This window comes from Chitinophaga sp., from assembly GCF_035538455.1.
Lineage (GTDB): Bacteria > Bacteroidota > Bacteroidia > Chitinophagales > Chitinophagaceae > Chitinophaga.
In genome coordinates this window covers 36,973-49,314 of record NZ_DATLKJ010000037.1, presented here as the reverse complement: position 1 = coordinate 49,314, position 12,342 = coordinate 36,973, and the positions used below count along the sequence as shown (strand labels likewise).

At 47.2% G+C, this 12,342-nt stretch carries 11 protein-coding genes; 5 read left to right on the top strand and 6 right to left on the bottom strand.

Annotated elements, in window-relative coordinates; genetic code table 11:
- Positions 1-448 precede the first annotated feature (448 nt).
- The 3 genes from VM802_RS03910 to VM802_RS03900 all read left to right on the top strand — a co-directional run bounded on the left by VM802_RS03910 (position 449) and on the right by VM802_RS03900 (position 4,620).
- Positions 449-2,443 (top strand): amidohydrolase family protein, encoded by a 1,995-nt coding sequence (locus VM802_RS03910; RefSeq protein ID WP_325528181.1) that lies wholly within the window; start codon positions 449-451, stop codon positions 2,441-2,443.
- A 238-nt stretch (positions 2,444-2,681) separates the two neighbouring features.
- Positions 2,682-3,680: a c-type cytochrome gene (locus VM802_RS03905; RefSeq protein WP_325528179.1), complete on the top strand. Its 999-nt coding sequence runs from the start codon at positions 2,682-2,684 to the stop codon at positions 3,678-3,680.
- A 31-nt stretch (positions 3,681-3,711) separates the two neighbouring features.
- Entirely contained in the window at positions 3,712-4,620 is a 909-nt protein-coding gene (locus VM802_RS03900; protein ID WP_325528178.1) for a molybdate ABC transporter substrate-binding protein, read from the top strand.
- A 9-nt stretch (positions 4,621-4,629) separates the two neighbouring features.
- Here the strand turns inward: VM802_RS03900 and VM802_RS03895 are convergent, their stop codons facing one another.
- From VM802_RS03895 to VM802_RS03885, 3 genes are all read right to left on the bottom strand, one after another.
- On the bottom strand, positions 4,630-5,001 hold the full coding sequence (locus VM802_RS03895; protein WP_325528176.1) for a hypothetical protein: 372 nt from the start codon (positions 4,999-5,001) through the stop codon (positions 4,630-4,632).
- Positions 5,001-5,228 (bottom strand): hypothetical protein, encoded by a 228-nt coding sequence (locus tag VM802_RS03890; RefSeq protein ID WP_325528174.1) that lies wholly within the window; start codon positions 5,226-5,228, stop codon positions 5,001-5,003. Before VM802_RS03890 ends, VM802_RS03895 begins: the two co-directional genes overlap by 1 nt.
- Before the next feature lie 87 nt (positions 5,229-5,315).
- Positions 5,316-6,053, bottom strand: coding sequence for a CPBP family glutamic-type intramembrane protease (locus tag VM802_RS03885; RefSeq protein ID WP_325528172.1), 738 nt, complete (start codon positions 6,051-6,053; stop codon positions 5,316-5,318).
- Between the two features lie 97 nt (positions 6,054-6,150).
- Between VM802_RS03885 and VM802_RS03880 the strand changes: the two genes are divergently transcribed.
- Positions 6,151-7,095 carry a hypothetical protein gene (locus tag VM802_RS03880; RefSeq protein ID WP_325528170.1) on the top strand — a complete coding sequence of 315 codons (945 nt, stop codon included), beginning with the start codon at positions 6,151-6,153 and terminating at the stop codon, positions 7,093-7,095.
- Between the two features lie 60 nt (positions 7,096-7,155).
- Here VM802_RS03880 and VM802_RS03875 read toward each other — a convergent pair whose 3' ends face one another.
- Genes VM802_RS03875 through VM802_RS03865 form a run of 3 tightly spaced genes read right to left on the bottom strand, consistent with a single transcriptional unit; the run spans position 7,156 to position 8,698 of the window.
- Entirely contained in the window at positions 7,156-7,500 is a 345-nt protein-coding gene (locus VM802_RS03875) for a DUF488 domain-containing protein (RefSeq protein ID WP_325528168.1), read from the bottom strand.
- 39 nt (positions 7,501-7,539) lie between these two features.
- The gene (locus VM802_RS03870; protein ID WP_325528166.1) at positions 7,540-7,923 is read right to left on the bottom strand and encodes a DUF3037 domain-containing protein; all 384 of its coding nucleotides are present in this window, start codon (positions 7,921-7,923) and stop codon (positions 7,540-7,542) included.
- Positions 7,901-8,698 carry a HipA family kinase gene (locus tag VM802_RS03865; RefSeq protein WP_325528164.1) on the bottom strand — a complete coding sequence of 266 codons (798 nt, stop codon included), beginning with the start codon at positions 8,696-8,698 and terminating at the stop codon, positions 7,901-7,903. The genes VM802_RS03870 and VM802_RS03865 overlap by 23 nt, the downstream gene beginning before the upstream one ends.
- A 461-nt stretch (positions 8,699-9,159) precedes the next feature.
- On the opposite strand from VM802_RS03865, the gene VM802_RS03860 reads away from it, so the two are divergent.
- Positions 9,160-12,318, top strand: a complete 3,159-nt coding sequence (locus VM802_RS03860) for a SusC/RagA family TonB-linked outer membrane protein (protein ID WP_325528162.1) — start codon at positions 9,160-9,162, stop codon at positions 12,316-12,318.
- The last annotated feature ends 24 nt before the right edge of the window (positions 12,319-12,342 follow it).

Below are 12,342 nucleotides of genomic sequence, written 5' to 3'. Positions count from 1 at the left end.
CGGCAAGCCATACTGCATCTATGCAGCTTTTGGGGTGTATCATTAAATACTAATGTATTGCTTAATACTTGTGCAATATGACCTGATTTGCTATTTAGCTTTTTATAAGTTGGAAGTTTAAAGTGTAAACAGATTCAAGCAAAAAATGTGAACAGATTCTACACAATTCTGAAAAGTATACGCTGACAATTCACCGAAAGTTGAAAGTTTTAATTGAGGATATAGCCTGATAGTTGTAGCATTTGGGGCCATGAACGTATACTTCAGCGTTCGGACCATGAAGCTAGGAAATATTACGGAATATGACAAAAAAATTTCTCGCGAAGGAGTTTTTCCCACAAAGGTGCAAGGAGAGCAAAGATGGCAGCGGATATTTTTTGCGAGAAAACTTTTTGTAAATTCCTCTATCATTCATCAAGCGTATCCGCTAATTTTTAAACAATCACCTATGTCACTCCTGAAAACCTTATTCCAATTACTGATCTTTATATGTCTTCTGCCGGTATATGCTTTCTCCCTGGCAAAAGATACCGTGGCTTTTTCGGTACTGCTGTCAGGTAACAGTACGCCAAAAGGCTATCTGAAAGAACTGGTACAGCCAGACGGCAACCATGAGCAATGGTTCTGGTACAACGACCGGGGCAGGGGCGACAGCCTGCATACTATTTTCCGGGAAGATGAAAACGGTTTTCCTACCTATATCCATACCCGTGGGACAGATTATTTTAAGAAGCCGGTATATGAAGATTTTTCACTGACGGATGGTAATGCACAGTGGAAAAACGATGCGGAGAATGAAAGCCGCAAACTGAATGGCAAAGCCTTTTACATGGGATTGCATGCTACCAGCGGCGACTTTGTGAAAGCGCTGAAGTCTGGTGGTGAAAAGATGGAGCTACTGCCCTACGGTGAAGTTTCTATGGAAATATTAGAGCAGCACCAGGTGGGAAGGCTGCGGGTATCACTATGCAGCATCAAGGGATTGGGTATTGTACCCGATTATCGCTGGGTAGATGATCAGAACCACTTCTTTGCCAGTTTGTCTGACTGGTTTTCCATTATCCGGAAGGATTACGAATCCTACTGGCGGGAATTGCTCACCATTCAGAAGAGATACGAGCAGACGTTTCAGCGGGATCTGGCAAAGCGGCTGCCGGAGAAGGTGGCAGGAAACATTCTTATCCGCGATGTTACCCTCTTTGACGCAGAGGAGGCCATACTGCGCCAGCATGTGGATGTGCTGATAAAAGGCAACATGGTAAGCGAGGTGGCGCCTACACCACTGCATGTACCCGCTGCCAGGATCATCGATGGCCGGGGCAAAACACTTATACCAGGATTGTGGGATATGCATGTACATTTTGCCAGTGATGTGGACGGTATTCTTCATATGGCTGCCGGTGTTACACATGTACGTGATATGGGCATGGACTCCTCATTGCTGATGCGCATAGATCAGATCGGTAAAGGCGCCCTGATAGGGCCACGTGTAGAGATCAAAAGCGGCTTCATTGACGGGGCAGGACCATTTGCCGCACCCACAGGTGCATTGGTGAGCACACAGGAAGATGCCATCCGGTATATCAGGAAATACGCTGCACAGGGATATGAGCAGATTAAACTTTACAGCTCCATCAAACCGGAATGGGTGAAATCCCTGGCCGCAGAAGCCCACAAACTACATTTGCATGTATGCGGTCATATACCAGCCTTCATGACAGCTGCCAGGGCCATCGATGCTGGCTACGATGAGGTAACGCACATGAATATGCTCTTCCTGAATTTCTTCAGTGACACGGTCGATACACGCAGTCCGCAACGTTTTATCATCCCGGCAAGATATGCTGCCGGATTGGATCTCAACAGTGCTCCGGTACAACAGTTCCTGGACACCATGAAGGCACGGCATATTGCTTCAGATCCTACCCTGGGTGCATTTGAGCCGTTGTTTACAAGTCGTGACGGCGTTATGGAAGAAAAGAATGTGGGTATCGTCAACCACTTTCCCATGCAGCTGCAACGCCATATGCGTGCCGGCGGCGAAGGACTGCCTGTACCGCCGGGTATGGACAGCACCTATCGCGCTGCCTTTGATGCATTCCTGCGCCTCACAAAGATCATGTACGATAAAGGTATCCGCATCTTAGCAGGAACAGACGGGTGGCCCGGATTTGATCTGCACCATGAACTGGAGCTCTATGTAAAAGCCGGTATTCCCCCCGCTAAAGTATTACAACTGGCTACTTATACAGCCGCTGTTCACACAGGCAAGAACAAACAACTCGGCAGTATCCGTACTGGTAAAAAAGCAGACATGGTGCTCGTCAATGGTGACCCCACAAAAAATATCAGCGATATACGCCACCTCAGTATGGTTATCAAAGACGGCGTACTGTATGATCCTGCAAAACTGTACCAGGCAATAGCGATAAAACCGTTTTGAACTGTGATTTATTTGATTAATCTGATTTTTCTGATGTGCGAAGATTAAAGCGAATAATCAACATATTACGCTCGCTCTAATCTTCGCACATCAGAAAAATCAGATTAATCAAATAAATCATAGTTCAGACAATTACCGGCACTTATTAAAATAACTAAAAGTTATCGTCCATAATAATTACTCATTTCTCTTTATCAGCGCGGTTTTTAATTTTGTGCTTACTAACTGTAATGCACATATGAAAATTGATTGGTTACCCGTGTCATTATTCCTGGTATCAGGGGTAGTGGTGCTGAAGGAGTATGTATCATGGCGCTCAGAAAAGAAAAAGAACGATGAAACCTTTGCAGCTTATCTCGCAACAGAACCCAGCGACAGCCTATGGTATGGCTGCGGCAGTGTACAGATCCCTACTGCTGACGAAAAGGGAAAACTTATCTACTATGGTTATGAGCTTATTTCCAATACCGCACATTATCTGGGGCCCTCGGGCAAGGTGGCGCAGATCAGTAATGGTATGAATTGCCAGAACTGTCATTTGCAAGGTGGTACCATTCCTTTTGGGAATAACTTCGGGAAAGTGTTTGCTACTTATCCACAATTCAGGCCGCGCTGCAACCAGGTGCAGCAGATATGTGACCGTGTTACGGATTGCTTTGAACGCAGTTTAAATGGAAAGGCTCCTGCGCGTGACAGCCGTGAGATGAAGGCGATCTGCGCTTACATCAAATGGCTGGGAAATGACGTACCTGCTGGAACAAAGCCCAGAGGCACCAGCATTATGAAGTTGTCTTACCTTGACCGCGCGGCCCTCCCGGATGCAGGAAGAGAGGTGTATATGAACAAGTGTTCAAGTTGTCATGGGAATGACGGACGTGGGGTAGTAGCTGTTAACGGTAACGGTTATACGTATCCGCCACTGTGGGGGGAGCATAGTTATAACGATGGCGCCGGGTTACACCGGCTGTCGAACTTTGCCGGCTTTGTGATGAACAACATGCCGTTAGGTACCACCTGGCACAAACCTGTGCTCACTGTAGAAGAGGCATGGGATGTAGCGGCCTTCGTCAACACGCAGCCACGGCCGCATAGAGACCAGGGAAGCGACTGGAAGGATATTGCGAAAAAACCTGTAGATTTCCCTTACGGGCCATACGCAGATACATTCAGCGAACGGCAGCACAAATACGGACCTTTCACCGCTATCAAAGCAGCGCGGCAGCAACAAGTTAAATAATGGCTCCTTACTCTCTCAAAAACCAATCACGATGAAAAGAATACTTTTATCCGCATCGCTGATCATTTCAGCCATCGCCACGGCTTCCGCACAGGAACTGCGTTTTGATCCTCCCTGGAATAAGCCGCCTGAAAGCAGTGTGATGTTCACTGTTCCGGGGGTAGACAATGTACCGGATCTTTTCGGCGATATCAATGATCCGCAGCTGGTCGTGTTTTTTGCCGGCAACCAGTTCATGTGCATCGATGATTTGCTCACGGCATTCAAGCAGGCTTACCCCCAGTATACACGCATATTTGCGGAAACGTTGCCACCAGGGATTCTTGCGAAACAGATTGAAGGAGGTTCCATTACCATCGGTAATATGCGTATCACGTTGAAGCCGGATGTATATACCGCGGGTAAAAGCCGTATCGATCAGATGATGCCGCTCTTCAGCCGTACCGCTGTGTATGCCTATAACAAACTGGCTATTATGGTACCGAAGGGAAATCCAAAGCAGGTGCATGACCTGCGCGACCTGGGCTGTAATGGCCTGAGAGTAGCTATGCCCAACCCTGCATGGGAGGGGATAGGCCGCCGCATTGAAGAAGCTTACGTGAAAGCCGGTGGTGAACCGCTCCGCAGCAAGATCATGAACGATAAAGTAAAAGACAGCTCCACCTACCTCACTTACATCCATCACCGGCAGACGGCCATGCGTATCCTGTATGGTCAGAGTGATGCAGGGCCTGTGTGGTATTCCGAAGCATATTATCAGCAGATGATCGGACATCCTATTGAACTGGTGAGCATCCCGGATAAGGAGAATATCGCGGCTACTTATATTGCCGGGGAGCTAAAGGCGGCGCCGCATCCCCAGGCGGCAAAGGATTTCATGGATTTTCTTTCCAGCGATGCCGCGAAGAAGATCTATCGTAAGTATGGATTCAGTATATAATTGTTAGCATCAGAAGCTGGCGGCTGGCTGTGGCGCTTTGTTCATAAAGGCGTTGAAACAGCCGGCCCCGGCAATATAAGCCAGCACGTCGGCCCAGTCGCCGGTATACCTGGCTGAATATAACGGTAATGCATATTCGAAAACAACAGCGAGATAAAGCGCAATAAAGAGGGAATACCACATGGGGAATGAGTAGGAGGGGCCGAAAAAGAAGTTCCGGAATATCATCAGGCACATATAGCCTATAACCGGTACGGCCAGGAAGTCGGTGAGATGCCCGTTGACAAAGGACAACAGCGGATGGTGCAGTTCCCGGGACAACCGGACGACAAGCCATAACAGGCAACCCACCGCAAATAAAGGATGAACTCCCATTTTCATCACAATGCCATTGTAACCGCCGCCACCACTGCGAGGCTCACTAACCCGAATAATACGCAGAATCCAGCGAAACCAGTGTTTTTCATCCATCTGACAGCTGCCCCGTCATCCGGTTTTATCGGAAGTACACTGCTTCTCAGTCGCTGAATGAGCGGGACCCGGTCCTCCTCTTCTTCCATGACAGGATCTACGTTCCCGGTGGTGTCTGTAGTATTTACGTCACTCATAACCTTTGATTAAATGTGAGTAATTGATTTAGTGCAAATGTACTAAATCTTTTTGAAATTAGTACATTTGTACTAGATTAATGAAGGCTACAGGCTGGCGGCAATCAATATTCCTACATTGACCAGGTTATGCACTACCATAGGTATGATCAGCGAGCGGCTGCTGCGCAGCAAGGCCATATAAAAGCAGGCGCTGATAAAGGTGCTTGCAAAATACAGGGGATTGAAATGTACGGCTGACAGATCCGGAAAGGAGAGCGAATGCGATAGGGAGAAAAGCAGGGAGATGAACAGCATATCAGGTGTGAAGCTGAATGGCCTGGTTGGATCGGAGGGACAGAACTGAAGAATGAGAAACAGGTACACACCTCTGAAGGCCAGTTCTTCCACGATGCCGGGAAGGGTAGCCTGATAAAGATAATTTTCCAACGAGTTGTATTCACTTCCTTCTGTAAACAGATTAGGAACCACTTTTATCAGCAGTAACCCACCAATGAGTAGCAATACTGTTTTCAGCTGAGAGGGCTGCAACCGCGGCGGCACTATTTTCAGATCTGCCAGCTGCCGGTGGCGGAAGATGAGTATATATATCAATAGAAAGAGAAGACTGAGCAACTTTCCGCTCCAGTTCATATGCAATGTCGGGAAGAGCCACAGCTGTAGCTGGCTTCCAATTGATTGCAACAGCTCATTGATGAGATATACAATAATCAGCCCGGGGAGCGTCTTCGTGTGTTTCGGCGTTTTGTAAAGAAAGACAGGGAGGAGTGCCAGGAAAAATATAACAACGTTGGTACAGAGACTGGTTGATAACGATATGAACATAGTACAGGGATTAATACTGAAAGTTAATCAAATGATGGCTTCTTTGCAATCGCATATTTCCTCCTACATTTGCGTCTTCAAAAATTATTATCAAGTAATGAAACAGCTCCTCCTTTGTCTGTTAATGAGCGCCGGCTTTTCACTGGCCGCTTCCGCCCAGGACGCAGATCTTGAGAAAAAGAACGTCAGTGATACTATTCTGCAAAACCGTACCCTTACCCTTCCCGATCCCTTTGATGCGCAACTTGCCTTGCAGCAACTTTTCCCTGGCAAGGTTTATAACATGGCTAAAAAGAAGCCTGTTGATTTCCTGATCAACTGGGAATGCAAGACCTGCAAGCGACAGCCTTACCCGGATGCTAATGAAGATGCGAACGGAGATTTTCCTTTCAGTGACGGCGTGGCTACACGTCTGATTAATGTAATGGACTACACGGATTCAGCGGGTACAAAATACAAGGTGATAAGTTTTAACCACTCAACGTATGATCCGGATGGATTACAGGTATCCCGCTTCACCGGCGGATTGCTGGGACTGGCCAAATTTGTACTTACAGGCGGGAGCTGGAAGCTGCGGCATTTTCAGCCGGCCATTGGCGCCTATGGCGCTTTTTCGCAGTGTCCTGCACCTAAGCCAGTGCTGATTGGTAAAGATCAGTATGCATATCTGATCCGGCATTCCAATGGTCCCGCAGGTGGTCCTTATTATGGGGAGTATTACCTGATTGCCGGTACAGGCGGTGCTTATAAGCCTGTGTTGTTTGTGGGTGGTGCGGAGTTATCAGCGTTACCACTATCAGAAGGGTTTTCGTTCTGGACCGGAGATTTTCGTATACCCGTTAGCGATAAGAAATATTTCAGGGATGTTATTGTTACGCTGAAAGGCACTTACCGCTCTACTGATGGGGAGAATCTGCCGGAGGAAGTGAAGCCGCTGGTGAAAGGTAAGAAAACCTGCCGGTTCACGGTGGTGCGCCGTTATGTGTACAAAGGCAGTAAGGGATATGAATTGCAGGAGCCTGGGAAAGTGGAGATCCAATAGGTTACAGGAGTCAGGAATCAGGTTTTAGTAATGTAAGTGCTAAAACCTGATTCCTAATTCCTAACTAAGTATTTCCAGCAGCACTTGTGCATTGTTATGTGTTTCATCGCGGGCGCCGAACAGCAATGTTACCACAGGATGTTCTTTGATGACAGCCTTCAGTTCGGCTAAGGCGTCAGTGTCTTTCAGCTCTGCTTTATATTTTTTGCGGAACTCGTTCCACTTCTCCGGGTCATGCCCAAACCATTTGCGCAATGCTGTTGATGGCGCGATTGTTTTCAGCCAGGTATCTACGTGAAGGTCTTCTTTCTTTATACCCCGTGGCCAGAGCCCGTCTACCAGGACTCTGTAACCATCTTTTTTTTCAGGTGCTTCATAAGCCCGCTTAATAAGAATACGAGACATAATAACAGGATTTAGGTTATTAGCTGCTAACAGCTAATATTATTCCACTAGTTCACGGTGCAGTTTCTCCAGTGTTTCCTTCGCGTCCCTACAAAGGCCCTGGTGTACTTTGGAGGTCTGTACAATCGTGCTGCGCGTGGCAGTGAGCCACCGGAAGCGGGAGGCGATATCGAGCCGGGCGATGGGACTGTTGATAGCGGCGCCTTTGCATATCTGTTCAAATGCGCAGAGGTAGGCCTGTACTTCGGTTATATCTGTCAAAGGTGCGAGTATTCGCAGTTTTTCCATGTTGAGCGTAAACAGGGCGTCAAGGAATTTCTGTTGTTTGCAATAGAGGATCACACCCACATTGAGAAACTCTTCCCGTTCTACCCTGGGGACTACGCGGATAACGGCATACTCAAATAAGTGATTTTCCTGCATGTTGTGCTTCTTTTACAAAAATTGCTGACGCTTGTACGCGTGTAGTTAAAAACTGATAATATACTTCCCTGCGGTCTGTTGCCAGTTCGTCGGGATTGTCTTTGGTGAGCCATTCGTCCGGGATCAAAGATACAACGGCACGGATACGTTCCGGTGTGAGAATACTGCGGAAGGCGCTGTCTGTTTCTTCCAGCATGGTGGCCTGTGGCAGCAGCACATGGTCTTTGACCTGTACGAACGGGCGTACCGCCTGTTCCTGCCAGTTGTTCCACGAATGGTGGAAATACAGTGATGCGCCGTGGTCTATCAACCACAGTTCTTTGCGCCACATGAGCATATTGGTATTGCGGGCGGTGCGGTCTACATTGGTGAGCAGGCAATCGAGCCATACTATCCTGGAGGCCAGCAAGGGATCAACGGTGGTAACAGCGGGGTCATAAGTGATGGCGCCGGAAAGGTAATGTAACCCAAGGTTAAGGCCTGTACTGGCTTTGAGCAGATCCTGAATTTCTTCATCGGGTTCAGACCGTCCGAAGGCGGAATCGAGTTGTGCAAATACAATCTCAGGTATTTTCAGGCCGAGCAGGCGGGCAATTTCTCCTCCGATCAGCTCAGCGATCAACGCTTTTATTCCCTGGCCTGCGCCGCGGAATTTTATAGCATACAGGAAGCCGTCGTCGGCTTCTGCAATGGCGGGCAGTGAGCCGCCTTCCCGCAATGGTGTTACATAGCGGGTTACGTTCACGGTCCTTAGTGAATGATGGTTGTCAGACATGGATTCGATCAGGATTTTTTTGATATGCTACAACAGTGCACAGGCAACTGTTTTAACTGGCGGTAAAAGTAGGTAAATTTTTTCTGGGTGATTCATGACGTGCTCAACTGGTATTTTATCATGTAATTGTCTGAATGGATGATTATGCTCACGGTTTGACGAAGTGTGTGGTCATGATAATGTCATTCTGAGAGGAGGTGATTTTTAAGATAAGATTAACATTTATACTTTTCGGATAACGAGATATAGAGATCAAAGATCACACTTATCAATTACTAAAGTGAATAATGACTGTAGACGCTGATGCCGGAACAATGAAAATACAAAGGGCATCAGTATATCAACCAGAAGAAACAAATATTTATCAGCCGAAAAATCAGTATTAAAGCCAGGATTAACAGTGAACACACGCTCATTGAGCATACCTGTACTTAATTCCAGAATTTCCTAAACCAGAATTTATGTGTAAAAAGTTGCTATTGCTGGCGCTTATGGGTTTCCTATGCCTGTATGCGTTAGCCCAGGAGCGAAAGATCTCAGGCACCGTACTCGACGACAAAGGTAATCCGCTGCCGGGAGTATCTATTAAAGAAGCCGGCACCAACAACGGAACGGCCACCACACCTGACGGTAAATTTGCTTTGGCCCTGAAAGGTAGTTCCAATGTCTATATTGTTTCATTCATTGGTTATGAGACGCAGACTGTGAAAGTGGGTAACATTTATTCATTTAAAGTAACGCTGAAGCCGGACTCCAAAAGTCTGAAAGATGTAGTGGTGATCGGCTACCAGGAAGTAAAACGCACTAAGAGCACAGCTGCAGTAACCAGCATAACGGGCAAGGATATTGAAAACCTGCCTGCGGCCAGCATCGATGTATTATTACAGGGCAAATTATCGGGAGTGAATGTGCAGAATTTCACCGGGCAACCTGGTGTGAAAACTTCACTGATGGTAAGAGGTAACACCAGGCTGATGTCGTCTTCCAACTTTAATGGTGACGAAGCGTTCAGTAATCCTCTTTATGTAATTGATGGTATTCCTATTTCTGATGATGAGGTGAAAGCATTTGATGGCACCGGTACTAATTTCCTCGCCAGTCTGAATCCCAACGATGTGGAATCCATCGACATCCTGAAAGACGCTTCTGCAGCGGCTATCTACGGGTCCAGAGGCGCCAACGGTGTGATCATTGTGAAAACAAAACGAGGCCAGAACGGCAAGCCGCGTTTCAGTCTTAACGGCTACTACGGCTACGTGGAGAAACCGCAGAAGGTGAGTACCGTGATCGGCGCTGAAGAACGCCGCCGGAAAATGGATCTGATCCAGCTGTACGGCGACAGATCACTCTTCGAAACCAAACTGCCTCAAATGCTTACTGACAGCCTTAATCCGGCTTTCAATAACAGCAACGACTGGCAGGGGATGTTCTATCGCCCCGGCGCCATCCAGAACTATGATATGGGTGTATCCGGTGGAACAGATGCGATCAACTACCGTGTGAGCCTTGGCTATTATGATGAAAAGGGAGTGGTAATCAACACAGGATTCAAGCGTTATTCACTCAACTCCAATCTCGGTATACAGCTCAGCAAGAAACTGGAAGTGCAAACCAACCTGCGTCTTTCCAAAGGTGAGCGCCAGGTAGGTAAGGGAGCAGGCCTTGACGATAACAATGGCCTCCGCAATGTGTTCTCCGTGAGTCCTATTAGTATGCCTTCTTCGCTGCTGTATCTTTCAGACCTTGACAGAGATGCACTGATGAATCCATACAGTTATCAGCGTAATGACAATGTGAACAATGATGTGAACATTAATGTACAGCTGGTATACCGCCCTGTAGAAGGTCTGCAATGGACCACCCGGGGAGCAGTTACCTATTCTAATAACAAGTATGATTTCGCCTCACCGGCAGCGTTGAACAAGTCGAAGCTCGGTGAATCATCTTCTTACTACAGTCAATATACTAAATACCTCGTTACCAACCACCTGATGTGGTTCAAAAATATCAACGGTCAGCATAACATCAACCTGTTTGCCGGCCAGGAGTTTGAGCGCCGCCAAAACCAGGACCTGCGTGCATTTGGACGTGGCATTCCTAATGATAATGTCCAGGTAGTATCCGGTAACTCAAAGATGAATGGCGGTGGTACATCCGATTATGTTACCTATGCGAAGCTTTCTTATATGGCAAGTGCGCATTACGATTACCGCGACAAATACCTGCTGGATGTTTTCTGGCGCGCAGATGCATCTTCCCGTTTCGGGGCCGCCAACAAATGGGGTTTCTTCCCATCTGTATCAGTGGGCTGGCTGGTGCATGAAGAGCCGTTCATGAAGAATTTTGCCTTCATCAATTTCCTCAAGCTCAGGGCCAGTTATGGTGTGAATGGCGATGAAAGCAGTATCGGCGATATATCCCGCTATAACGCTTACAAGATAGGTGATGGTAACTACTACGGCAGTAAAGATGTGAACACTTACAACGGTTCCGTGATCATCAACCCGGACTATGGTCACATTACCAGGAATGACGTTACCTGGGAACAATCCAAACAGTTTAATATTGGCGCGGACATCGAGTTCCTGAAAGGCCGTATCCGTATTGAAACAGACGGTTATATCCGTAATACAAGGGGGCAGCTGCTGAACGTATGGGTGCCTGAAACTTCCGGCTATAATGAATCACTGACCAATGCAGCAGGCGTCAGGAACGCCGGTGTGGAAATAAGTGTGACGAGCCGTAATCTTGCGCCTTATCATAAAGTACAGTGGACAACACAGTTTAATATCTCCTACAACAAAAATATTATTACAGAGTTACCCGATGGCAACCGTGATATGTATATCAACAGCGGCTATGGAAGCACTGTGTATGTGGTAGGAAAGCCTGTAAATATGTACCAGATGTATATCACAGATGGTATCATCAACAGCAGGAGCGACCTGATTGTGAACCCTTATACCGGTGAAGTGGGCCGCACCAAATGGGGGAAACTTACACTGGGTTATCCCAAATGGAGAGACATCAATGGCGACTTCATGATCTCCGATGCCACCGGTGCTAACGACATCACTTTCTATGGTGATCCCAATCCGAAATTCACCGGAGGTCTTACCAATACCATTACCTGGAAGAACTTCACCCTGCAGTTCCTCACCACGTATACACTGGGCAGGACCATCGTGAACAAAACATTGGCAGATAAGTTATCGAACGGGCTTTTCTATGGTGACCCGAATGCCTTTGCCAAAGCTTCTATCACTGATTTTGAAAAGTATAACTACTGGAAGCACGAGGGCGACAACGCTACTTTCCCGGCTATCAATCCTTTCATGGGGTTATATGCCTACAGGTCAGGTCAGTCGCTGTTTGTGGAGCCGGGATGGTATATCCGCATCAAAAACATTAACCTGGGTTACAACTTCGACAAGCATTTCAGCTTTATCCGTAATCTGAATATCTCGAGCCTGAGACTGTATACGATGATGGATAACGTAGTGATATTCCAGAAATTCTCTGGCGTGGATGCAGAGCGTGTAAATGCGCAGGGATATGATTTTGGCGATGGCTATCCTATTCCGAGGAAATATACGCTGGGTGCGCGTGTAGAGTTCTGATTCATTAACCTGTAAAAGAAAGTG